Origin of the sequence: Dyadobacter sp. CY327 (genome assembly GCF_021390415.1) — a bacterium.
GTDB lineage: Bacteria > Bacteroidota > Bacteroidia > Cytophagales > Spirosomataceae > Dyadobacter > Dyadobacter chenhuakuii.
On the sequence record NZ_JAJUXJ010000001.1, the window covers coordinates 1,173,903 to 1,196,551 of the forward strand.

Annotated in this window: 19 protein-coding genes; 5 read left to right on the forward strand and 14 right to left on the reverse strand. The window is 45.6% G+C overall.

The features are described 5' to 3' along the window. Window positions 1–103 precede the first annotated feature (103 nt). The 6 genes from LZG74_RS04970 to LZG74_RS04995 all read right to left on the reverse strand — a co-directional run bounded on the left by LZG74_RS04970 (window position 104) and on the right by LZG74_RS04995 (window position 6,521). On the reverse strand, window positions 104–1,345 hold the full coding sequence (locus LZG74_RS04970) for an MFS transporter (RefSeq protein WP_233795492.1): 1,242 nt from the start codon (window positions 1,343–1,345) through the stop codon (window positions 104–106). A 24-nt stretch (window positions 1,346–1,369) separates the two neighbouring features. Next, a complete protein-coding gene (locus tag LZG74_RS04975) occupies window positions 1,370–2,140 on the reverse strand; it encodes a 3-ketoacyl-ACP reductase (protein WP_233795493.1) in 771 nt (256 codons plus the stop codon). Further along, window positions 2,137–3,282, reverse strand: a complete 1,146-nt coding sequence (locus LZG74_RS04980) for a Gfo/Idh/MocA family protein (protein WP_233795494.1) — start codon at window positions 3,280–3,282, stop codon at window positions 2,137–2,139. The genes LZG74_RS04975 and LZG74_RS04980 overlap by 4 nt, the downstream gene beginning before the upstream one ends. Window positions 3,283–3,291: 9 nt before the next feature. Then, window positions 3,292–4,116 carry a sugar phosphate isomerase/epimerase gene (locus tag LZG74_RS04985; RefSeq protein ID WP_233795495.1) on the reverse strand — a complete coding sequence of 275 codons (825 nt, stop codon included), beginning with the start codon at window positions 4,114–4,116 and terminating at the stop codon, window positions 3,292–3,294. 6 nt (window positions 4,117–4,122) lie between these two features. Beyond that, the gene (locus LZG74_RS04990) at window positions 4,123–5,505 is read right to left on the reverse strand and encodes a glycosyl hydrolase (protein WP_233795496.1); all 1,383 of its coding nucleotides are present in this window, start codon (window positions 5,503–5,505) and stop codon (window positions 4,123–4,125) included. A gap of 92 nt (window positions 5,506–5,597) precedes the next feature. Further along, window positions 5,598–6,521, reverse strand: a complete 924-nt coding sequence (locus LZG74_RS04995; protein ID WP_233795497.1) for an AraC family transcriptional regulator — start codon at window positions 6,519–6,521, stop codon at window positions 5,598–5,600. Window positions 6,522–6,689: 168 nt separating this feature from the next. Between LZG74_RS04995 and LZG74_RS05000 the strand changes: the two genes are divergently transcribed. Next, the gene (locus tag LZG74_RS05000; protein ID WP_233795498.1) at window positions 6,690–8,468 is read left to right on the forward strand and encodes an ABC transporter ATP-binding protein; all 1,779 of its coding nucleotides are present in this window, start codon (window positions 6,690–6,692) and stop codon (window positions 8,466–8,468) included. 55 nt (window positions 8,469–8,523) lie between these two features. Here LZG74_RS05000 and LZG74_RS05005 read toward each other — a convergent pair whose 3' ends face one another. The 3 genes from LZG74_RS05005 to LZG74_RS05015 all read right to left on the reverse strand — a co-directional run bounded on the left by LZG74_RS05005 (window position 8,524) and on the right by LZG74_RS05015 (window position 13,178). Continuing rightward, complete coding sequence (locus LZG74_RS05005; protein ID WP_409014432.1) at window positions 8,524–11,082, reverse strand: penicillin-binding protein 1A; 2,559 nt, start codon at window positions 11,080–11,082, stop codon at window positions 8,524–8,526. A gap of 82 nt (window positions 11,083–11,164) precedes the next feature. Then, a complete protein-coding gene (gene msrB / locus LZG74_RS05010) occupies window positions 11,165–11,557 on the reverse strand; it encodes a peptide-methionine (R)-S-oxide reductase MsrB (protein WP_233795500.1) in 393 nt (130 codons plus the stop codon). Between the two features lie 73 nt (window positions 11,558–11,630). Continuing rightward, on the reverse strand, window positions 11,631–13,178 hold the full coding sequence (locus LZG74_RS05015) for a DUF5723 family protein (RefSeq protein WP_233795501.1): 1,548 nt from the start codon (window positions 13,176–13,178) through the stop codon (window positions 11,631–11,633). Window positions 13,179–13,412: 234 nt separating this feature from the next. On the opposite strand from LZG74_RS05015, the gene LZG74_RS05020 reads away from it, so the two are divergent. Both LZG74_RS05020 and LZG74_RS05025 read left to right on the forward strand, forming a co-directional pair. Then, window positions 13,413–14,843, forward strand: coding sequence for a circularly permuted type 2 ATP-grasp protein (locus tag LZG74_RS05020; RefSeq protein WP_233795502.1), 1,431 nt, complete (start codon window positions 13,413–13,415; stop codon window positions 14,841–14,843). A gap of 117 nt (window positions 14,844–14,960) precedes the next feature. Further along, entirely contained in the window at window positions 14,961–15,692 is a 732-nt protein-coding gene (locus LZG74_RS05025; protein ID WP_233795503.1) for an esterase family protein, read from the forward strand. 73 nt (window positions 15,693–15,765) lie between these two features. Here LZG74_RS05025 and pheS read toward each other — a convergent pair whose 3' ends face one another. Then, on the reverse strand, window positions 15,766–16,806 hold the full coding sequence (pheS, locus tag LZG74_RS05030; protein ID WP_233795504.1) for a phenylalanine--tRNA ligase subunit alpha: 1,041 nt from the start codon (window positions 16,804–16,806) through the stop codon (window positions 15,766–15,768). 298 nt (window positions 16,807–17,104) lie between these two features. Between pheS and LZG74_RS05035 the strand changes: the two genes are divergently transcribed. After that, window positions 17,105–17,503: a LytTR family DNA-binding domain-containing protein gene (locus LZG74_RS05035; protein WP_233795505.1), complete on the forward strand. Its 399-nt coding sequence runs from the start codon at window positions 17,105–17,107 to the stop codon at window positions 17,501–17,503. Window positions 17,504–17,608: 105 nt separating this feature from the next. Here the strand turns inward: LZG74_RS05035 and LZG74_RS05040 are convergent, their stop codons facing one another. After that, on the reverse strand, window positions 17,609–18,328 hold the full coding sequence (locus LZG74_RS05040; protein ID WP_233795506.1) for a porin family protein: 720 nt from the start codon (window positions 18,326–18,328) through the stop codon (window positions 17,609–17,611). 167 nt (window positions 18,329–18,495) lie between these two features. Here LZG74_RS05040 and radA point away from each other — a divergent pair, with 167 nt between their 5' ends. Beyond that, window positions 18,496–19,869, forward strand: a complete 1,374-nt coding sequence (radA, locus tag LZG74_RS05045; RefSeq protein WP_233795507.1) for a DNA repair protein RadA — start codon at window positions 18,496–18,498, stop codon at window positions 19,867–19,869. Between the two features lie 25 nt (window positions 19,870–19,894). On the opposite strand, the gene LZG74_RS05050 is transcribed toward radA, so the two are convergent. Genes LZG74_RS05050 through LZG74_RS05060 form a run of 3 tightly spaced genes read right to left on the reverse strand, consistent with a single transcriptional unit; the run spans window position 19,895 to window position 22,471 of the window. Then, entirely contained in the window at window positions 19,895–21,043 is a 1,149-nt protein-coding gene (locus LZG74_RS05050) for a hypothetical protein (RefSeq protein ID WP_233795508.1), read from the reverse strand. A gap of 48 nt (window positions 21,044–21,091) precedes the next feature. Then, the gene (locus LZG74_RS05055) at window positions 21,092–22,006 is read right to left on the reverse strand and encodes a DUF58 domain-containing protein (RefSeq protein ID WP_233795509.1); all 915 of its coding nucleotides are present in this window, start codon (window positions 22,004–22,006) and stop codon (window positions 21,092–21,094) included. A 12-nt stretch (window positions 22,007–22,018) separates the two neighbouring features. Continuing rightward, complete coding sequence (locus LZG74_RS05060; protein WP_233795510.1) at window positions 22,019–22,471, reverse strand: septal ring lytic transglycosylase RlpA family protein; 453 nt, start codon at window positions 22,469–22,471, stop codon at window positions 22,019–22,021. Window positions 22,472–22,649: the final 178 nt, after the last annotated feature.

Here is a 22,649-nt window from a genome sequence, read left to right on the forward strand (position 1 = left end):
GTACAAGGCATGTGTTGCTTTTTAAACTGTTAATAAGTGTTAAAAAAAACGGCTCGCTGCAATGCAGGAGCCGTTTTAGCAAAATTTCAATTAAGAGTATGAACTATTCCTTTTCCACGTAATCCATATCCTTTGTAAATGTTTCTTCTAAAAAATATAAAGCTAGCAATGCAACCAGCGATGTGGCCACGCCAATGAGCAGGGCACTCTGGATGACGCCGAGGTCCGGTTTGAAGCTGACAAACAATGCAGCCAGCGGGATCGTAGCGCCTCTTACAAAGTTAGGAACAGTTGTCGCCACAGTGGCACGCAGGTTGGTTCCGAAAAGCTCCGCGGCGATGGTGATAAATAAGGTCCAGTAACCGTTGCAAAACCCTAACAATGCGCACATCAGATAGAATGTAAACAGATCGAGCGACGGGATCATCAGATAGCCAACCATCATGGTTAGTGAAAGGATGATAAACAAGCCAATTACGCGCTTTCTGCTTTTCAGATATTGGCTTAACAAACCACTGAAAATGTCCCCGAAAACTTGTCCGGAAAACGCCAGCATAACTGCCTTTCCTGCATTGATTCCTTCAATTCCCTTTGCAGCGCCAAATTCGGGGGAGAATGTGATCAGGATACCAACCACAAACCAGATGGGCAACCCCACCAGGATCGCCATCATATATTTGGCAAAACGCTTCCCGTTCGTCAGAATCATCATAACGTTGCCACGGTCCACAGTTCGCTCCTTAACCTGCTTGAACATGCCCGATTCAAATACATTGAACCTCAAGACAAGCAATAGCAAGCCCATTCCACCACCAACAAAATAGGAAATCCGCCATGCGAACATATCCGCCACAAAATAGGCAAGGATAGCGCCGAGAACGCCTAATGTTGCAACCAGTGTAGTGCCGTAACCGCGTATTTCTTTGGGTAAAACCTCGGTTACCAATGTGATTCCCGCTCCCAGCTCTCCCGCAAGGCCCACACCTGCAATGAAACGGAGCAATGCATACTGATCCAGTGAAGTAACAAAACCGTTCCCGATATTGGCAAGCGAATACATGATAATAGATCCGAAAAGCACTGAAAGCCGTCCTTTTTTGTCTGCAATAACGCCCCATAAAACGCCACCGATGAGCATTCCGGCCATTTGATAATTGAGCAGCCGGATGCCCTCGCCGAGCAACTGATCTGTCGGCACATTCAGCGCTTTCAAACTTGGAACGCGCACTACGCTGAACAAGAAGAGGTCGTACATGTCGACCAGATAGCCCAGCGCAGCCACAATGACCGGCACTTGAAGCAATTGTGAGAGTAAGCTAGGGCGAGGAGTGGAATGTTCGGACATAAGTGATTTGGTTTACTTTGAAAGCTATAATCTATCAATCAACATTCCGCCATCCACACCAATCACCTGGCCGGTGGAGTAGGGGAAATCACCTCTTGTGAGCGATGCAACGGCCTTTCCTACGTCCTCAGGCGTTCCCCAGCGTGGCTGCAAGGCGATGCCGCTCTGGAACAGGTTATCATATTTTTCCTGCACTTTGGAAGTCATATCCGTGGCAATAATACCTGGCCGTATCTCGAAAACGGGAATGTTAAACTCTGCCATACGAACTGCAAAAAGCAGATTTGTCATCGCCAGGCCCGATTTCGAAATACAATATTCACCCCTGTTTATAGACGCAACCGTTGCCGAAATGGAAGTCACAAAAATGATCGTCGCTTCAAACGCGTGGTTATTTTGCTTCGCATGTGCCATTCGTTTTGCAATGGCCTGCGTCAGGAAAAATGGCCCTTCGAGGTTGGTTTGCATAACCTCCTGAAAATTTTCGGGAGTCGTTTCCAGGATATCCAGTCGTTCCCGCGGAGCTATTCCTGCATTATTTACGAGAATATTAATTTGTCCAAAAACCGAATAGGCTTTCTCGATAATCGCCTCGCGATCGGCTGCATTGGCGATATTTCCCTGGCAGTATGCCACTTCCGCGCCCAGTTCTCTTAACTCATTCAGGGCTTCCGCTGCGCCAGCTTCGTCGCGCACGCCGTTGATGGCGAGGTTATAGCCTTCGTTGGCAAGGGCTTTGGCGATTCCAAAGCCGATGCCACGACTTCCGCCGGTGATTAACGCCGTGTTTTTCATAATTCCTCAATGTTAACCCACTGACGTTTTTCCCAGCTTTCAATGCCTTTTTCAGCCAGTTGCACACCGCGTGCCCCTGCTTTCAAATCCCATGGGAATGGCGTGTCTTTTACAATGTGTTTCAAGAAAAGCTCCCACTGCGCTTTGAATGCATTGTCGAAAATTTCCTGCTCAGGCACTTTCGCCCAACCTTCAAAAAACGGGATTGGTTGGGGGATATCCGGGTTCCAGACGGGCTTAGGCGTGTTTCCGTAATGTTGCGTGTAGCAATCGCGTAGGCCAGCGACTGCGGAACCGTGCGTTCCGTCCACTTGCAATGTCAGCAAGTCGTCGCGGCGGACGCGGACGGTCCAGGATGAGTTGAACTGCGCAATGACGTCATCTTCAAGCTCGAACGTAGCGTAGCAAGCGTCGTCGGCAGTTGCTTTGTATGGGTTGCCATTTTCATCGATGCGCTCGGGAATGTGCGTGGCGCCGAGGCAGGAAACAGCTTTTACTTTGCCAAAAAGGTTGTCCAGAACATAGCGCCAGTGGCAAAGCATATCTACGATAATGCCGCCATCGTCTTCTTTCCGGTAATTCCAGGAAGGACGCTGCGCCGGAATGCTATGACCTTCGAAAACCCAGTAACCAAATTCTCCGCGTACGGAAAGGATTTTTCCAAAGAAACCATTTTCCATTAAACGCTTCAATTTCAGCATTCCGGGAAGCCAGAGCTTATCTTGAACAACGCCGTTTTTCAAACCCGCGGCCGTTGCCAATTCATAAAGTTCAAGAGCTTCCTCGGTCGTTGTTCCGGTCGGTTTTTCACAATAAATGTGTTTTCCGGCAAGAATAGCTTTTTTCACAGCAGCCGCGCGGCGACCCGTAACCTGGGCATCAAAATAAATCTGATACTGCGGATCAGACATTACAGAATCCAGATCCGTTGTGTATTTCGCTATTCCGGACTGTTTGCAAAGCGATTGCAGCTTGCTTTCGTTGCGACCAACCAGGATTGGATCCGGCATAATCACTTCGTCTGCCGAGATTTTCACCCCGCCTTGCTCGATAATGGCTTTGATGGATCTTAATAAATGCTGATTCGTTCCCATACGGCCCGTCACGCCGTTCATGATAATGCCAATGTTATGTGTAGTCATTTTTTTATTTTAAACAGTTTTTAAAAATGCTTCTGTAATCTCTCTCAAAAACAAATGCTGATCCTTGGCCCAGTGAATGTTGGAGAAAATCTCCACCTCACAAAAGCCTTTGAAACCAGTCGCTTCCACCCATCCGCGGATCTTTTTCAGATCAATGCAGCCTTCGCCCATTAGCCCGCGGTCATTCAGCAGATCAATGGTGTTGACCTTCCAGTCGCAAACGTGGTAAGCCAGCAAGTTTCCGTTTGCACCGCAACGGGCGATTTCCTTTTCCAGGTCGCCGTCCCACCACAAATGATACACATCCACCGCCACGCCGACATACGGAGAATTAAAATACTCAGCCATATCATTCGCCTGTGCCAATGTGTTAATTGCTGATCGATCAGCAGCATACATCGGATGCAGCGGCTCAATGGCCAGCTTCACTTTCAGTTTTTCGGCCAATGGTAAAATGGCTGCAATGCCTTCTTTGATCTGTTCGCGGGACTTTTCCATGGATTGATCGGGCGATGCGCCGCATACGAGCACGATCATGGGAGCACCCAAAGCTGCGGCTTCTTCGAGTAACTTCCGGTTGTGATCAATGGCCTGTGCACGTCCTGCGCTGCTCGTATGGGGGAAAAATCCGCCACGAACGTAAGAGACGATTTCAAGCCCGGCAGACCGGATCAGCTCTCCGGCACGGTGAGGGCCGATCCGTTCGGTTGCATTCTGCCAGACACTTATTCCTTTCACACCAGCTGCCGCATAGTTTTCCACCGCCTCCGAAAGCTCCCAGGGCTTCGTCGTAATGGTGTGTATGCAGCAACGGTCTAATGTTATATTTTCCATTTTCGATTACTTAACAGCGCCCAGATAAGTGTAGTAAGGCAGATTTTTATTAATGCGGTCTACATAAAGCGCCACTTCGCGTGCGTGGTAATCGCCCCACATACTGGATTCGCCACAAGGGATTTTCTGTCCAGCCGGAATGTTGTCCCATCCATTCGGACGGTGGTAGATCGAATGCAGGATCAAGCCCTGATGCGTTGGGTCAGTTGATAAATAAGGTTCTGCAAATAGCGAGTCCAATGCCGTTAAGCCTGCCTGCCAGTATTTTTTTCCTTGTTCCGTTTCGCCCTTATCATTCAGATATTTTCCCAAACGAAGCAAACCTTGCGCGCCTATGGCTGCCGCGGAGCTGTCTATGGGCTCAAATTCATTGTAAGGATCGGAAGTTCTGGACGTGTAATCGCCTAATTTATAAAGTTGCGGCGCGCCGGTGTCCCAGTAAGGAATGCCATCGGAGGCGGTGTTATCAATGTAGAAGTCGCAGGTGGCTTTTGCACCTTTCAAATATATTTTCTCGATTTCTGCTCTGCCGCCCAGTTGCGCCAGTTCGTCGTCAGAAAAGCTGGAAAGCGATTCCAATTGTTCTGCGAAACCCGCCATGGCCCACGCAAGTCCGCGTGTCCAGGTGGTGAAACCGGAGAAACCTTGCTGGGAATTGGGGCAGCGGTAATTGCCGTCATTGGTGTTAAAAACGCTTTCATGTGCCGTGCGGCCCCAAATGTCATAACTATCACGGCCTTCACCATAGTAAACGGCATATTTAGCAGTGGCGATAGAATGTAATGTGCCGCGTTCGAGCAGGCTTGTTTTAACATCATTTTCACCCATTAAGCTATGCCCTAGTAAATGCGAAACCATCAGCGCACGCACCGAACGTATGGTATCTACAAACAGAGAATGCGGGCCATTGAAGGAATGGATAAAACCTTGTCCGTCTTTTGTCGTCGTCCATCTTTTAGCCTGGACTGCGCCGGAAATTTTCAGGGCGATCTCGTAAAAGTTGCGTTCCCACTCGTTTTCTTCAATGCGGCCTTCGTTCATCAATCTTAATAAGTTGCCGTAAGTGCTCACATTATTGAAACCATGGTCATGCACCCCAAAATGGCCAACATGCGAAGCCATGCTGCTTACCGTGTTCTTACGGGCACTTTCCAAAAACTGCGTTTCGCCCGTTGCATCGAACTGCAAAACCTCCGCGCCATATTGGAAACCTTGTGTCCATTCCGTCCAGCCGCGCAATGTGTATTTGCCATTGACTGTGAAAACGGGCGTTCCTTTTGAATTATCGTATTCCCGGGAAATAAGGTTGATTTTCTCGGCGGAAAGCTGCCAGAGCTTGTCAATTTTAGGCTGAAGCGAAGCGGCGGTAAGATCGTTGCGAATCTGCATAGTGGATATCGATAGTATTATTTAGCCATTTTATTTTTGGATAATACAAAGATATCCGCCCATACAGGCGGGGGCAAGGTACATTTTTGCTATTAAATGGTACTTTTCCGAACATGATCGCGATACTCGTTGGGCGTTAGCCCGGTTTTCTTTTTGAAGATCCGGCTGAAATAGGAAGGGTCGTCCATGTGAATGTGGTAACCTATTTCCTTGCTGCTCAGGTTGGTAAATACAAGCAGCCTTTTGGCCTCCAATAGTAGTTTGTCCAGAATGTATTCCTGTGAGGGCGTACCGAGATATTTCTTAATGATCTTGCTTAAATAGTCCGGCGAAACAGAAAGTTCTTGCGCATACTGCTGAACCTCATGCATTTGACGAAAATTTTTCTCAACCAACTCCTGAAATCTTCCTACCAGCTCCGGCACGGTTTGCACGGCAGATTCGGCAGGCTGAATGTTTTTTGGCGCGAGGAAAGCACATTTTTGCAGAATAAGACCCAAATACTTTCCGATCATCGTCTGATCCGTTTCGGATGCCAGGTGATCGGAAACCATGTTTTCCAGAATGTTATGAAAATAGCGTTTCTCAGCCTCAGAAAGCGTAATGATGGGCTGCTTACGCGCGGGCTGGAAAAAGGGAAGCTGTGAAAGCGATGGGCTTACGGGATTATAAAAAGTGTAAAAATCTTCGGAAAAGGCAACGATGTAACCTTGGAATGAGGTTGAGAATGTGAGCAAATGCACTTGTCCGGGCGTTAAGAAGTGCAATCCGGCTCCCTGAATGTTGTAGGAATGGAAGTCGATCTCGTGAAAGCCAGCGCCTTCTTCTATAAAAAGGATCTCATAGTAAGTGTGACGGTGCGGGGTGTCGGTAGGTAAGGGCGTAATGGGCAGGGAAACAGGCGATTCCCTTAATTTTCCTTCGCTGTTTTTGAAACGAAAAATCTTTAATGCAGGAACCTGGCTAGGTGTTTTGGGTAAGGAATGTACAGGAATTGCATCGGGAACGAAAGCCATGGACTATGATTTTGCTGACTCAATAACCCTCATAAAAGCCGGAAAACCAAGAGAACTACCACCTTACCGACTATAATGCCAGAATTTTTAATCCCCGGGTGACATTTTTTACTTTTACGTTGTTGGTCAATAACACAGTCACAAACTTTGTCAATTTAATTTCAGCAGGTGAATCAGGAAACCAAAAGCGGCCAGATATTCGATCTTCCTACATTACGGCGCTTATATACATTTGTACGTCCGTATGAAAAGCAGTTCTATCTGCTGATTGTCATCATCTTACTCAATGCACTACTTGCACCGCTGACGCCACTGCTGATCAAATATACCATTGACACGCCCATTGCGAACGGAGATTATGCGCAATTGACTGTCATGCTGGGCATTATGATCGTCGTAACAATTCTGCAGGGCTTCGCCCAGTTTTGGAACACTTATATGTCCGGGTGGCTGGGGCAGCATATTATCAAAGACATCCGGGTCCAGCTGTATCAGAAAATCATTGGTTTAAGGCTTAAATTTTTTGATAACACGCCCATTGGAAGGCTCGTAACCCGCACGATTTCGGATGTGGAAACGCTTTCCAACGTTTTCAGTGATGGTATGGCGGCTATTGCCGGGGACATTTTGCAGTTGGTCCTTATCATTGCGGTGATGTTTTACACCGATTGGAAACTGTCGATTATCAGCTTATCGACCATTCCATTGATGCTGATTTGTACTTACATTTTCAAGGAGAAGATCAAGGATTCTTTCAACGAGGTGCGTGCGGCTGTTTCCAACCTCAATTCCTTTGTCCAGGAACATTTGACGGGCATTGGTATCGTGCAGATTTTTAGCAGCGAAGACATTGAGTTTAAGAAGTTCAGGGAAATCAACAAGGTCCACCGCGACGCGAACATTCGGTCTATCCTTTATTATTCCATTTATTTTCCCGTTGCGGACGTTATAGCCGCTGCGGGAACGGGTCTGGTGGTTTGGTATGGTTCCAAACAGATTTTGAATGCAGAAGTCACCTTCGGGACGGTAACGGCATTCGTCATGTTTATCAACCTGTTTTTCAGACCTATTCGTCAGCTTGCCGACCGATTCAACACATTGCAAATGGGCATCGTGAGCACCGACAGAATCCTGAAAGTGCTTGATAGTGACGAATATACTGCCAACGAAGGCACATTTGCACCGGAATCTATCAAGGGAAATGTGACTTTCAAGGACGTTTGGTTTGCCTATAATGAAGAAGAATATGTGTTGAAAAATATCAATTTCAGTGTCAGTTCCGGGCAGACCATTGCCTTCGTAGGTGCAACTGGTGCAGGTAAGTCATCTATTATCAACCTCTTAACGCGCTTTTACGACATTAACAAAGGGAACATTTATATTGACGGCGTGGAAGTTCATGACTATGATCTTAATGCACTCCGGAAGCACATTGGCGTTGTTTTGCAGGATGTTTTCTTGTTTTCGGATACGATCGAAAATAACATCAGGCTGGGCGACAGCAGCATTACCCACGAAAAGATCGTTGAGGCAGCTAAACTGGTCGGCGTTCATGATTTTATTGAAAGATTGCCAGGTGGTTACAGTTATAATGTAATGGAGCGCGGCGCTACGCTTTCGGTAGGGCAGCGGCAGCTGATTTCATTCGTGCGCGCTATGGTGCATGAGCCGGAAATCATCGTGCTGGATGAGGCAACGTCGTCCGTTGACAGCGAAACGGAGGAATTGATTCAAAAGGCAATTGAAAAATTAATGAAAGGCCGCACGGCTGTTGTGATCGCGCACAGGTTATCCACAATCCAGGAAGCGGATAAGATCATTGTTGTGGATAAAGGTGAGATTGTAGAGGAAGGTAACCATGAGCAATTGCTTGAAAAAGAAGGTTTTTATGCTAACCTTTATCGCATGCAGTATAAGGAAGTGTTGAAGATCGGAACGGATTTATAAAAAGAAAAGACATTCCGGGTTAAACCAGAATGTCTTTTGAATTCAATTATTTTTTCTAATTTCTTCCTCCCGTATCCAGCGGAATCGGTGGCGGGCCGATCAGAAAGTCATCTTCATCATTCCGTTTGGCTGGTGTGCTGTCACCGCCAATGCCCAGCGAATCATTCGCAGCTGGCGCCCACTGCGTCGGGCAGTTGTAATTTTTAGAGATTTTGAATGTGGGCTTGGGGAATGGTCCGGGCTCCAATGCCAGCGATTTATCCCTGTAAATTTTCTCCAAAAAGCTTCCTACGATCGGTAAGGCTGTTTTAGCGCCTTCCCCCAGATCGGTGGATCGAAAGTGAATGCTGCGGTCGTCGCCGCCAACCCAGGCACCTACAACCAGGTCGCGCGTGATGCACATAAACCAGCCGTCGGAGTTGTTGGAAGTCGTTCCTGTTTTCCCGCCCAGCTCGTTGCCATTACGGGTCACATCAAACTTCCAGCGAATGCTCCCTGAAGTTCCTCCCGGCTCTTCCACGCCGCCTTTAAGCATTTGAACCATTAAAAACGCAGATTCTTCGCTAATGGCCTGGCGGTGTTCCGGCTGAAATTCTTCGATCACTTTTCCGTTGCTATCTTCAATTTTGGTTACCAGGATCGGCTGCGTGTAGGTTCCGTTATTGACAAAAACGCCATAAGCGGCCACCATATCATAAAGCGAAACGTCAAATGGCCCAAGCCCGATGGAAGGCAATGGTTTCAAGGGCGTAGTAATCCCCATTTTCTTGGCATAACGAGCCACATTTGCAGGGCCAACCTGATCGGTGAGTTCAGCAGTTACCGAGTTGATGGATTGTGCCAATGCGCGGCGCAATGTCATATTTGCATAAGAGAATGTGCCCGTTGCATTCCGCGGCCTCCATTCCTTTTGCTCGCCGTCTTCCATGTATATTTTTTCAAATGGCTTGTCCACGATCTGATCACAGGGTGACATATTGAATGTCGAATCGTCAATCGCCGTCGTGTATACAAATGGCTTGAATGTGGATCCGGGCTGTCTTTTGCCTTGCTTTACTGCATCGTATTTGAAATAATTATAGTCCAAACCGCCTACCCAGGCCTTAATCTGGCCCGATTGCGGGTGCATGGCCATCATTCCCGCGCGCAAAATCCGCTTATAGTATTCCAAAGAGTCCATTGAACTCCAATACTGCGTCATTTCACCGCTGTTTTTCCAGTCATACACAGTCATAGTATCTTTTTTGTTCAGATAATATTTGATACTGTCCGGTTGGTTTGGAAACTTGGCGGCGAGTGATTTGTATTTGCTGGTGCGTTTTACAACATTGTCCAGGAAGTCCGTAATCTCTTTTCCCTGCTCATCGCGCCATGGATTTTGGTTGCGCCAGTGGTCTTCGAAAACGCGCTGCAATTGCTTCATTTTCTGTACCATAGCCTCTTCGGCTGCTTCCTGCATGCGGGAATCGATCGTGGTGTAAATCTTCAATCCATCCGTATAAAGGTCATAACCGTTTTCTTCACCCCATTTTCTCACAAAATCAACTACTGCATTCTTGAAATAATTGGCATTTCCATCGTATGGTGTCTCGAACTTTGTCTTCAAAACAATCGGTAACGCACTGATGGAATCCGCTTGCTTCGCCGAGATATAGCCATATTTCTGCATTTGATTAATCACCACATTACGCCTTTCCAGCGACCGTTTCATGTTACGGATCGGGTTATAGGTTGTCGTAGCTTTCTGTAAACCAACCAAAACGGCCGATTCCTGAATGTTAAGGCTGTCCGGGGATTTGCTGAAATAGGATTGTGCCGCCGTGTTGATCCCGTACGTGTTGTTACCATAATCCACCGTGTTAAAATACATGGTCAGGATCTCTTCTTTGGTGAAATTTCGTTCAAGCTTAATGGCCGTGAGCCATTCTTTGGTCTTATAAATTAATGTACTGAAACCAGGAATGGAACCGAGCAAGCCGCGAGCGCCGGTTTTACGGGTTTTAAAAAGTTTTTTGGCTAATTGCTGTGTGATCGTGCTGCCGCCTCCGCGGTCTGTTGCGCCCGTGATAATGCCTACGGCTACGCTCGCCATAGCTTTGTAGTCAATCCCCGAATGTTTGTAAAAACGTACATCCTCCGTCGCAATCAATGCTTTCACGAGGTTGGGGGAGATCATTTTGGCTGTAACCGGTGTCCTGTTTTCTGTATAGAACTTGCCGATCATTACACCGTCCGACGTATAAATTTCGGAAGATTGAGCCACTTTCGGGTTTTGAAGGTCTTCTACGCTCGGCATACTTCCCATGAGCCACAGGAAGTTGGTCTCCACGCAAAAAATGTAAAGGGCAAATGTAACGAAACCGTATACGAATGTTTTCCATAGGATCATTACCGGCCTGTAATAAGCCGCATTCACGTCTATGGTGTTATGCCACCATTCGCGAATTGATCTTTTCTTGTTTCGGTAGGATTGAAAATAAGCATCGGCGCGGTTCTTACCCGTAACTAGCGAAGTTAACTTGTATGCAACACGGTTGATGAATGTTGAAAGCTGTGCCCCAATGAATTGGAACATTGCCCTTATTTTATTAAAAAACGATCTGATAACTTCCATCAAACGGTAAGGTTCGTAAGAATTCAAAGATAAGAAAAGCCGGACATTTTTGAGTTCGTCCGGCTTTTTATGAACTATTTGATCAGGCTTTGTTGAATTTCAACGCCGCGCCATTCATGCAATATCTAAGACCTGTTGGTTTGGGCCCGTCATTAAAAACGTGACCAAGATGCCCGCCGCAGGTCCTGCAAACCACTTCTGTGCGGATCATGCCATGGCCTTTGTCCACGATCTCTTCTACATTTCCGGATGAGATCGGCTGGAAGAAACTCGGCCATCCCGACCCGGATTCATATTTGGTCTCCGAGCTGAACAATGGTGTGCCGCAGGCAGCGCATACATAGGTGCCTTCTTCCTTATTGTCATTATATGGGTGTGAAAAAGGCCTTTCTGTTCCTTTTTCGAAGAGCACGAAGCATTGTTGTCCGGTCAGCTCTTTTTGCCATTCTTCTTTTGTTTTTTCTACTTCTCTCATTTCAGTTTGTGTTTTAAAGATCATAGCATCAATAGAAATTGTGCCATATCAATATTAAACGCGCAAGGTGTATTTATCGTTTGCTAAAAATGCGTCTTATCCACGAATCTTCTGGTGGCCAGCATTGATTTTGTGACTCGGGCGGGCGGCGGAAAAGTCCTGCCGAAATCCCAAAATACAAGTTAAAGGATTTTGGATTGCCAATATTCAGTAATCCAGTTAAATGATCCGTTCCGAGCCACAAAGGACCGATGCGGCCGGCGAGGCCGATTGCGGGCGATCTGTACCGGTTCATCAATGTTAAAGGAACGGAAATTTCATACCATTTATGCTCATAGCGCGGTGTTACAGAAATCGCGGATTCGGCTTTCATGCCAAATGCACTTTGAGGAATCAGATTTTGGACCCATAACCCGCTTACGTAAACCCGCGGCTGCACATGATAATCAACACTTGCCTGAAAAGCCGTTGGTAACACCGACTTAAAATTGGGTGCCAGCGGCGCTCCACCGTCCAGAGAACTGTTGATCGCATTGAAAATTCCCTCAGAACCTTCCAGCTTCTGGAATGAATCGTAACGGAGTTCCTTGTTGGTTGTATGAATTTCCTGTTGCAAAACATAAGCTGGATTCTTGAAATGAACCCGGCCAATGTCTGTTAGCGAAACGGCTACGCGATACAGATATTTGTTTTTGGATGCGTCATGCTTTCTTTCGCCTTTTTCCGTGTATGAAAATTTGTTAATATCCGGCCTGTATTCATAAACGGCACCGAGGTCAAAACCCCAGCCGCTTCCCGGAGGTGCGCCGCCTATCAGCCATGCTGGTGAAGGTTTTATATTTTGAAAACCCTCATCACGGGTTATCCCGTAACGCATATTAATTTCTTCCACGCGGATAAACTGGCGTTTGTTCTCCCAGGTTTCGTCGGGCTGAATGTCATATGAAGAATTGTCAATGATCGCATGCGCATTATAAAGCCCGATCAGCCTTTTCACGGTAAATCCGACTTTCAAAAAATCCGTTTCATTATCATACACCGTCCCGCCAAGCGTGAACGCAACTTCCCCCATCCCATTCAAATGCAGCCTGCCTGCCTGGTTATCGAAGAAAGGGCCTTGCAATTCTTCGAGCTGAGTGGTTTTACTGATCAACCTGGCGAGCGGCTCCGTGACGCCGGATGTGTTCAGCATGTATCTTACCCGCGTTGAAATGCCTACGCCGATCTTTCCTTTGAACAAATTGAACATTACAGAAGGCAGTCGGGCGTCTCCACCGGCGTTCAGATATTTCTGATTTCCATTCAATTTTTCGCCCAGATAGGAACGCGGAAACTGTAAAACGCCTCTTTCGTTACGGTATTCGTCGGAGACGGTGTTGGTAACCAGGTTCAAAAACGAGTAGGGCGCTTCGTATCGGACGTGATTGTTGGCCGTGTAAAACTGAGTGCCGACCACATTGACATAGAAGCTGTAACGACTGTCTGCAACAAAGGCCGGATTGTGATATAACGCATTGGTTCCAGCATAGTTACCCATTGCAACACCTGGCAAATGCTGGGCTTTGGCAGCCTGCGCCAATCCCAGAATAAGTGCAATTGCAGGTAAACTATATTTAAACATATTATTAAGAAGACGTTGATGCGGGGCCAATTCGCTTGCAAAGAAAAGCCTAACTGCACGGACTTGCAACCAATGTTTATTGATTGGAAAAATAATGTTTGCATTAAACGAACGGCATGATTTTAATATTTAGCATAACCTCGTATTTATCAGTTTATTTGTTTGTTAGTTGAAAGATTGACCATATATTGTTTTGTAAACAACTGATATATACTTATTCAAATTTTGTATTGTATGAATTTTTCATTTTCTGATTATCAAAGCGAAAATTTCTTCGATGAAATGTTCACAGCTGATGGGGAGATAAGGCCGGGTTACGAACATTTAAAGAACAAATTTGAAAACCTCACACACGACGACCTTACCAACCGCCAGCTGGCTACCGAGCGTGCATTGCTTTCGATGGGAATAACATTCAATGTATATTCCGAAGGCGAAGGAACCGAGCGGATCATGCCCATCGATATCATTCCGCGCGTGCTTTCCAATGCAGAATGGGAGTGGCTCGAAACCGGTCTGAAACAGCGTATTAAGGCATTGAACATGTTCATTGATGATGTTTATAATGAACAGAATATCCTGAACGACGGCGTTGTGCCGAGAGAGCTGATTGAGTCAAGTAAATGCTTTTTAAAACCTTGTATCGGCCTGAAACCGCCAAAAGGAATCTGGTGCCACATTACAGGCACCGACCTCATCAAAGGCGATGACGGGACATTTATGGTTTTGGAAGATAACCTGCGTTGTCCTTCCGGTGTATCTTATATGTTGGAAAACAGGGAGTTGTCCAAGCAGATTTTCCCGGACGTGCTGGCCAGGACCGGCGTAAGGCCCGTGTCAGATTATCCTACCCGATTGCTGCAAATGTTACAGCATCTGGCCGACCGTCCTAATCCGACTGTGGCTGTGCTTACGCCCGGAATTTACAACTCTGCGTATTTTGAACATTCCTATCTGGCGCAACAAATGGGCGTCGAGCTGGTGGATGCGCGCGATCTGGTGGTTTCGGATGGATACGTAAAGATGCGGACGACCAACGGACTGCAAATTGTGGACGTTATTTACCGCCGGATCGACGACACTTTCCTGGATCCCGAATCATTTTATGCCGATTCTCTGATTGGAATTCCCGGGATTTTTGAGGTTTATAAAAAAGGCCGTGTAGCATTAGCGAACGCGCCGGGAACTGGTGTGGCCGATGATAAGGTTGTGTATGCGTACGTTCCGCGTATCATCAAGTATTATTTGGGAGAAGAGGCGATCATTCCTAATGTGAAAACCTACATCTGCGGGGAGCAGGAAGACTTCGATTATGTGCTCGAAAATATTTCTCAGCTCGTGGTGAAGGAAGCTAATGAAGCAGGAGGTTATGGTATGCTCATCGGCCCCAAAGCAACGGAAGAAGAACACGAGCTGTTCAGGCAAAAAATACGTGATAACCCGAGGAACTACATTGCGCAGCCCACGATTTCATTATCACGTGTGCCTTGCATGGTAGACGGACATGCGGAAGGCCGGCACGTGGACTTGCGCCCTTACATATTATATGGTGACGACATCAGTGTTATCCCGGGTGGTTTAACGCGGGTGGCCTTGCGTAAAGGTTCTTTGGTCGTAAATTCGTCACAAGGCGGAGGGGGCAAGGATACGTGGGTGTTGTATTAATTTATCATTAACAGTTGCTGGCAGGCTGTTAATGATGTTGGTTTATTTTATTCTTTAAACCAAAATTGTTGACTGCCTGATTTTATCAGTATATAACGCAACTTAAATGATTGAACAATGCAACGTGAAGTAACCGGTTGGTATAGTCCGGCGCTGAATGAGAATATGGATATTGCAGTCTACGGACATTATGGAATAGCCTTGTTGATGATTCCTACAGCAGCTTCGGATTATTTGGAATATGAACAAAATGGACTAATAGAGAGCATTGCACCTTTTATTGATGCAGGAAAAGTAAAAGTTTATTGCATTAACAGTATCAATTCGGAAAGCTGGATGAACCCTTATATGCATGGCTACGATAAGGCCGTGCGGCACCAGCTGTTCAATGATTATGTAATCAAAGAAGTGATCCCTTTTATCAAGGATACTTCAAGCCAGGACAATGAAATCATAGCAGTAGGCGCGTCTTTTGGAGCAATGCATGCCGCTAACCTGTTTTTCAAGCATCCGGATTATATCCACGGCATCATTGCCATGAGCGGATGTTACGATCTGAGCCAGTATACGGACGGTTATTACGATGATAATGTGTATTTCAATTCACCAGTGCATTATTTGCCGCAATTGAAAGCCGAGTGGCATCTTTCGATGTATCGCGATAGCCGCCACATTCATTTCGTCACAGGTTCAGGTGCATATGAGGTTCCTGAATATTCCAGGGCCATCTCATCGATCCTGACTTCAAAGAATGTTCCGCACGAGCTGGACATCTGGGGGCCGGATATGCCGCATGAATGGTGGGTTTGGAAAAGAATGCTTCCTTACTATTTGGAAACGAGGTTTTAGTAAAAGAAAAAAGCTCAAAGTGGCAGACGCAGCGTCCAGCAACTTTGAGCTTTTTTCTTTTAACTCTATCTAATTAGGCACCTTCAAATTGTCTTAAAAACCGCACGTCGTTTTCTGTAAACAAACGCAGATCATTGATTCCGTAACGGAGCATTGTAATCCGCTCAATTCCCATCCCGAATGCGAAACCTGTATATTCTTCACTGTCGATCCCGCAATTGGTAAGCACATTAGGATCAACCATTCCTGAGCCAGCTATTTCTACCCAGCCGGAATATTTACAAATGTTGCAGCCTTTTCCTTTACATATAAAACACGTCACATCAATTTCCGCACTGGGTTCCGTAAACGGGAAGTAGGAGGGACGCAGGCGAATTTTTGATTCCTTACCAAACATTTCTTTGGCAAAATGATATAATGTGTCTTTCAGATCTTTGAAACTCACATTCCGGTCCACATATAAACCTTCCACCTGATGGAAAACACAATGTGCACGGGCCGAAATAGCCTCGTTCCGGAAAACACGTCCGGGCATAATAGACCGGATCGGCGGTTTTTGTCTTTCCATCAACCGCACCTGCACATTGGAAGTGTGCGTACGTAAAAGCACATCGTCCTTCACTTCACCCTGGCTTTTTGAAATGAAGAACGTATCCTGCATCTCACGCGCAGGGTGGTTATCTGCAAAATTCAAAGCGCTGAAATTATACCAATCTTTCTCAATTTCAGGTCCATAGGAAACATTGAAACCCATTCTTTCGAAAATTTCAATGATCCGTCTTCTTACAATGGTCAATGGGTGCAAGCTTCCCTGCTGGTTAGGAACGACGGGTAAAGTCAGGTCAAAAACCATTTCGGGATTCGTGTCGACAGCGTTTTCAATGGCTGCACTAAATTCCTGAAACCGGTCCTGCGCAAGATTTTTAAGCGTGTTCAGCTCCTGACCAACCGCGCGACGGTCTTCTTGAGGAATGTTTTTCAACCCGTCGAACAATTCTGATACGACACCTTTTTTACTGATATATCTGAGGCGGAAAGCTTCCAGCTGGTCTTTGCTGTTGACTGTGGTTTGCTCTAATTCCGAAATTAACTCTTTAACGCGTTCGGTAACCATAAACTATTGTTGTTATCAAATGATTGGAGGCTGGTATGTATCAGGATTCACACCAAAAGCGGTGCAAAGATAATTAAAGTTCGGCCTAGTGATGTGAATTGATTGCGGCTAAGATTTCGGGAGTAGGTAAAATTACGCATTTAAGTAAGTTTAGTTACGCCTTTTCCGTTTTCTGCTAATGTTAAATTATTGTATATGAATTAGTTACAAACGCATACGTACTTCTACGTATTTTCTGAATATACGCTATGTACTAATTTTGAATACAAGAAAACAAAACATATTAGTCTCTATTACCATGAAAAATTTTTCAAGCTTTACACACCGCAACCTGTCATCAAAATCAATCAATGGCAGTGCCGCTTTCATCTCCGTACAATCAATGGGACGGACCGTTTACTTAGCTCCTGAGGTAATTACTTTCCTGGAAGGCGAAGGCAATTACACTTTCATATATACGAACACTGGCAAGAAATATCTGGTTTCCAAGACTTTGAAATCACTGGCCGGTCAATTAAATCAAAACTTCATGCGTGTGCACAAATCTTACCTGGTAAATTCGGATTACGTGGTTGCACGCCTTGAAGACGATCGCATGCTGAAACTGTCTTGCGGCAAAGAAGTGGTGGTTTCGCGCAGGAAAATTAAAGAGGTTTCCGGAATGTTGGATCATACCAACCTGCGCATTTCCGCATAAGCGATTTTGGTGAATTAAATTAGTGGGTTATTCATAAAAACAGCAGCCATCGCATGATCGAAGGCTGCTTGTTTTGTTTTTAGGCCAAGTTAAAAATCAAGGCTTTTAGAATATTTTCAGTCCAAGTGTTACCTGCCAGGATTTAATCTTTTGCTTCACAGACTCGTTGCCGTTTCCAACATTTTGTCCGTTCACCTGAAACGATGCAAGATTGGTAAATGAACCTTCCCTTCGCACATCCAGACTAAAACTGCCGATATCCAGGCCAGCACCCAGCTGATATCCGAATGTTGCCTCGGACATGGCATTGTCTAGGTCCGACGTATAATGTTCAAAAGCATCTCTTAAGCGCTGATTATCGCCAATTCTGAATGAAGTTACGGGTCCCGCCAAAATTCTTAACGGACCGCCTTTAAAACCGATGAGCAAAGGCACATCAATGTTGCTGTATTTAACATTAATTCTTTCTGTTACGGGTGTTTCAAGATCATTCTTAACGATTTCAAATGATCCTCCTTTGGTGGAAACGAGCACTTCGGGCTGAATGAATAATGTACGGCCGAATCTTGCATAAATGCCGCCTACTGCACCGGTTCTTGTATCAAAACTTTGTTTCAGATTATCCTTCACTTCCTTGCCATCATATCCCAGGTAGGGATTCCCCGCAGCGTCGTATCTCGTCGTAAAAACATTTCCCATCGTCAGGCGCGATAAATTCACACCACCCTTAATACCGAACGCAAAACCTTTTTTCTGTGCTTGCGCGGATGTTATGGCAATCAAGCATAACAGGCAGAGGCAAGCTACTTTTTTCAGGATGTTCATGGATAATATAATTTTTTAAGTAAAACCGGTTAATAACGCGAAAAAATAAAAAACTATACCCGGCCCATATTTTTTTTGATTTTGTGATTGAAACGTACAAATATTTAGATAATTATTGGGTAAATCGTGTTAGTCTTTAAGGATATATAAATATTACTTTTCTACTTATGGCCAAAGCCAAGACAGCTTATTTTTGTCAGGAATGTGGGTATAATTCACCCAAATGGGTGGGTCGCTGCCCGTCGTGCGGCGAATGGAATACTTTTGTTCAGGAAGTTATTGAAAAAGAAGATAAGAAGACCGCAGTTGCCTGGAAAGGCGTCAATCTGGCCAGTAGACCTCGTTCTATTGCTGAAATTGAATATCAGAATGAGCCGAGGATCACAACATTTGACGGAGAACTCAACCGCGTGCTGGGAGGCGGGATTGTACAAGGTTCGCTGGTTCTGATCGGTGGCGAGCCCGGAATCGGGAAGTCAACATTAATGCTGCAAATTGCACTTACGCTGTCCAACAAGAAGGTTTTGTACGTTTCGGGAGAGGAATCCGATCAGCAGATAAAAATGCGGGCGGAGCGGATGGATTCTAAAAGTGACAATTGCTTTATCCTCACGGAAACCCATACCCAAAATATTTTCCGGCAGATCGAAGATTTTCAGCCTGAGATCCTGATCATCGACTCTATTCAAACAATGCAATCCACTTACATTGAATCAGGCGCAGGCAGCGTCTCGCAAGTGAGGGAATGTACGGCCGAATTTATGAAATACGCCAAGGAAATGGGCGTCCCGGTTTTTCTTATCGGACACATTACCAAAGATGGTTCGCTGGCAGGGCCGAAAGTGCTGGAACATATGGTGGACACGGTTTTGCAATTCGAAGGTGACCGTCATAACACCTATCGCATTCTGCGAACAGTGAAAAACCGCTTCGGGAGCACTTCTGAACTTGGTATATACGAAATGCACGGTTCCGGTTTGCGGCAGGTTAGTAACCCATCCGAAATTCTCATTTCACAGCGAGACGAACCGGTAAGCGGCATTGCCATTGGCTCTATGATGGAGGGAAACCGTCCATTATTGATTGAAATACAATCACTTGTAAGCGTCGCTAATTACGGAACGCCGCAAAGAAGCAGCACGGGTTTTGACGGAAAGCGGCTTCAAATGTTGCTGGCAGTGCTCGAAAAGCGTGGTGGTTTTCGCTTGGGCGTTCAGGATGTGTTTTTAAATGTAGCTGGCGGATTGAAAGTGGAAGATCCTGCGATTGATTTGGCGGTGATTGCTTCTATTGTTTCGTCCTATGAAGATAAATTCATCCCGCCTTCGGTCTGTTTCGCGGCGGAAGTAGGGCTTGGGGGAGAAGTGAGGGCAGTCAGCAGGATCGAGAACCGAATTTCTGAGGCTGAAAAATTGGGTTTCAAAAAAGTTTACATTTCAAAATACAACAGCAGAGGATTGGACTTGAAAAAATTCAGGATCGAAGTCATCGCGGTGGCAAGCCTGGATGAGCTATTTATGTCGCTCTTTTTAAATACTTAGTAGATAATTTTAATGAATCGCCTTATCAGTATTTTGCATAATAACTTTGCAGCTTGCTGGTAAGGCGTTCGTAAATCGGTTTGCTGAATTCTATGAATAGTTGCTGGGGAGCAGGCGGCATCAGTTCCTGGCTTTTGCACTTTCTAAGCTGAGCCGCAGTAAGGGCGCGTTCATCGCCATTGAAGGAAGCCCATTCGCACATCCAGTTGTATTCACCATTAAATTTTTCCTGGGTTTCTACTCGCTTTGTCTTGAAATCCATGATCTGCATATCCAGTAACCCTGCGGAGAGAACGGTTTTGCGGCTTTGGGTCAGCTTCGCCGTAACTTTGTCATAAACAGGCTTTTTCGTTCTGCCCACCTGGACCTCACCCACTTTTACGCTGTCTTTACTAATCACAACTTCCGTATTTTTTTCAACGAGCGTATTTCCTACGACGAAATCATCGAATTGCAGTCTGATAATGTGGTCGGGTTCGAGTTTGAGGTTTCCCGCTTCTTCGGGCATATAAAACCGCACGAATTTATTCAGCCGCTTATTGGTTTGCAGATATTCATTGACCCTTTCCTGAAAATATTCATTACTCAGCTGGTAAGTCCTGGAAGTAACCAAAACCTGCTCCACAACTACTTTGAAAGATGCCACCTCATAAGCCAGTTCCAGCTTTTTCTCCACATCATTGAAATTCGGGATCAGGTTATTGACCACTTCAAAATGCTCATAAGCCTTCCGTGCGTTTTCGCGGTCGCCTATCGCCAGCAATGTTTGCCCCTCTTTGTAACGGACATTTGCGGCATTATGCCTTGCCAGTTTCTCCTCTTTTTCGAAATTCTGGGCGCTAACCAGTTTAGCACACGAACTACATTGATCAATCGCCTGAAAGAGCCTGTTTAGTTTAACGTAGGATTGCAATTCAGCCTCCCATTTAAAAAGGTCATCCGACTCCTTATTGTGCTTGATATCATTCAAATGTTGTTCGAGCGCGAGGGGATAGGCTTGTTTTAGCGCTTCGATGGAGGAGCTGTGCGTGGCATTGTTTTTCAGCTTATCAACCGCCCGGATGACAGATTCATCGAAATCACCCTTTTTAAGCGATTTCTCAGCAGATTTACACCCTGCCAGCGAAAATAAAATGAAGGTTAAATAGAAGAAGTGGGTAAAGTGTTTTTTCATATCTGACAGCAAACCGGGAAGGGATCTGCTTTCAAATTTCTGAAAAAATTACCTCATTTTAGCGTGTTTCACCAAATACGCCATTAAGATAGGATCGAAGCCTTTTGCAATGTCCGCCTCAATAAAGTCGATCTTATACTGGCCGCATTTCAGTTTAAGCTTTTGATAAAAGTCGCCTACAAATTCTTTGTAAGATTCCCTTACCTGATCCGGTTGGACCTTAACCCTGTCGCCCGATTCGAGGTCGATAAATTCATAAGGGCGGTTTTCGAAAGCGAACAGCTCCTCGGTTTGGCGGTCGGTAACGTGGAATAGTAGGACTTCGTGAAGGTTATGTCTTAAATGTTGTAATGCGGAGAAGATCTTATCGGCTTCTTCCAGGTTATCGAACATATCGCTAAAAATTACTACAAGCGAGCGCTTATGGATTTTCTCCGCGATCTGGTGCAAAACGGTGGCGACGGAGGTTTTTGTTAGCGGCCGCTTGCTTTGCAGCACATTGTCCAGTTCCAGGATAATCTTGTGCACGTGAGATGGCGTAGATTTTACAGCCGTCTGGATTTCGATATTTTCGGAGAATGTGCAGAGGCTTACTGCGTCTTTTTGTCTTTGTAAAAGATAAGTAAGGCTTGCAGCAGCCATTACGCTGAACGTCATTTTGCCGTAACTTTCTTCGGGGTAATACATTGAAGAGGAAGTATCGAGCAGTAAATGGCAGCGGAGGTTGGTTTCTTCCTCGTAACGTTTTACATAAAGGCGGTCTGTTTTGGCGTAGACCTTCCAATCAATGTTACGGGTGGATTCCCCTGTGTTATAGAGCTGATGTTCCGCAAATTCAACGGAGAAACCGTGAAACGGGGATTTGTGGAGGCCTGTGATAAAGCCTTCCACAAGTTGTTTTGCCAGAAATTCCAGATTGCCAAACTCCCTTACTTTTGCTAGATCAAGTTGCCGGCTGTTCATTCTGAAATTACATTATCTGTTGCCGCGCATGGCGACTACTTTTCCCGATCTGGCGTCAATTTGTTCATTAGGATCAAGGAGCACCATTCCTTCCATGCCTACTACGCGGATGGAGACATTGGCAACACCTTTTGCAATTATGCCAAGTAATCTGGCGGCCTCGTTGCTAAGATCGACCAATCGGTTTTTTGCAAAAGGTCCGCGATCGTTAACTCTTACAATTACTTTTTCGTCGTTTTCCAGATTCGTTACTTCGAGCATCGTATTAAGCGGGTAGCTTCTGTGAGCTGCTGACAATTCTGTGCTTTTATGCACTTCTCCAAAGGAGGTTTTTTTGCCATTGAACCGGGTTGCATAATAGGATGCGTGACCAGTTTCAGTTTTGCCTAGTTTAACCTGTGCGAAGGTTTCAGGCGTGAAAGCGAAAGCTAACAGGATAAGAATCAGGATACGATTATAAGTCATATCTGTGGTTTTAGGTGAAACATAAATAAGGTAAAAGCCCTTATTTCATACCATTTATTTGGAGTTTCCCGAGAAATTGGAAACCCACGAATTTCAAAACTAATAAAAACTTTTTAAAAAAGAGCAATTCCGAAAGCAAAAGTGAGCGCGCTACATGAAAAATGTACTAGTCAATACT

Coding starts and splice junctions, on each gene's coding strand:
- LZG74_RS05055 (WP_233795509.1), bottom strand. CDS start 22,006: ATGAACAGCCGGCAACTTGATCTAGCAAAAGTAAGGGAGTTTGGCAAT.
- LZG74_RS05050 (WP_233795508.1), bottom strand. CDS start 21,043: ATGAAAAAACACTTTACCCACTTCTTCTATTTAACCTTCATTTTATTT.
- msrB (WP_233795500.1), bottom strand. CDS start 11,557: ATGAGAGAAGTAGAAAAAACAAAAGAAGAATGGCAAAAAGAGCTGACC.
- LZG74_RS05035 (WP_233795505.1), top strand. CDS start 17,105: ATGAAAAATTTTTCAAGCTTTACACACCGCAACCTGTCATCAAAATCA.
- LZG74_RS05025 (WP_233795503.1), top strand. CDS start 14,961: ATGCAACGTGAAGTAACCGGTTGGTATAGTCCGGCGCTGAATGAGAAT.
- LZG74_RS04975 (WP_233795493.1), bottom strand. CDS start 2,140: ATGAAAAACACGGCGTTAATCACCGGCGGAAGTCGTGGCATCGGCTTT.
- LZG74_RS05020 (WP_233795502.1), top strand. CDS start 13,413: ATGAATTTTTCATTTTCTGATTATCAAAGCGAAAATTTCTTCGATGAA.
- LZG74_RS04970 (WP_233795492.1), bottom strand. CDS start 1,345: ATGTCCGAACATTCCACTCCTCGCCCTAGCTTACTCTCACAATTGCTT.
- LZG74_RS04985 (WP_233795495.1), bottom strand. CDS start 4,116: ATGGAAAATATAACATTAGACCGTTGCTGCATACACACCATTACGACG.
- LZG74_RS05040 (WP_233795506.1), bottom strand. CDS start 18,328: ATGAACATCCTGAAAAAAGTAGCTTGCCTCTGCCTGTTATGCTTGATT.
- pheS (WP_233795504.1), bottom strand. CDS start 16,806: ATGGTTACCGAACGCGTTAAAGAGTTAATTTCGGAATTAGAGCAAACC.
- LZG74_RS05005 (WP_409014432.1), bottom strand. CDS start 11,082: ATGGAAGTTATCAGATCGTTTTTTAATAAAATAAGGGCAATGTTCCAA.
- LZG74_RS05015 (WP_233795501.1), bottom strand. CDS start 13,178: ATGTTTAAATATAGTTTACCTGCAATTGCACTTATTCTGGGATTGGCG.
- LZG74_RS04995 (WP_233795497.1), bottom strand. CDS start 6,521: ATGGCTTTCGTTCCCGATGCAATTCCTGTACATTCCTTACCCAAAACA.
- LZG74_RS05060 (WP_233795510.1), bottom strand. CDS start 22,471: ATGACTTATAATCGTATCCTGATTCTTATCCTGTTAGCTTTCGCTTTC.
- LZG74_RS04980 (WP_233795494.1), bottom strand. CDS start 3,282: ATGACTACACATAACATTGGCATTATCATGAACGGCGTGACGGGCCGT.
- radA (WP_233795507.1), top strand. CDS start 18,496: ATGGCCAAAGCCAAGACAGCTTATTTTTGTCAGGAATGTGGGTATAAT.
- LZG74_RS04990 (WP_233795496.1), bottom strand. CDS start 5,505: ATGCAGATTCGCAACGATCTTACCGCCGCTTCGCTTCAGCCTAAAATT.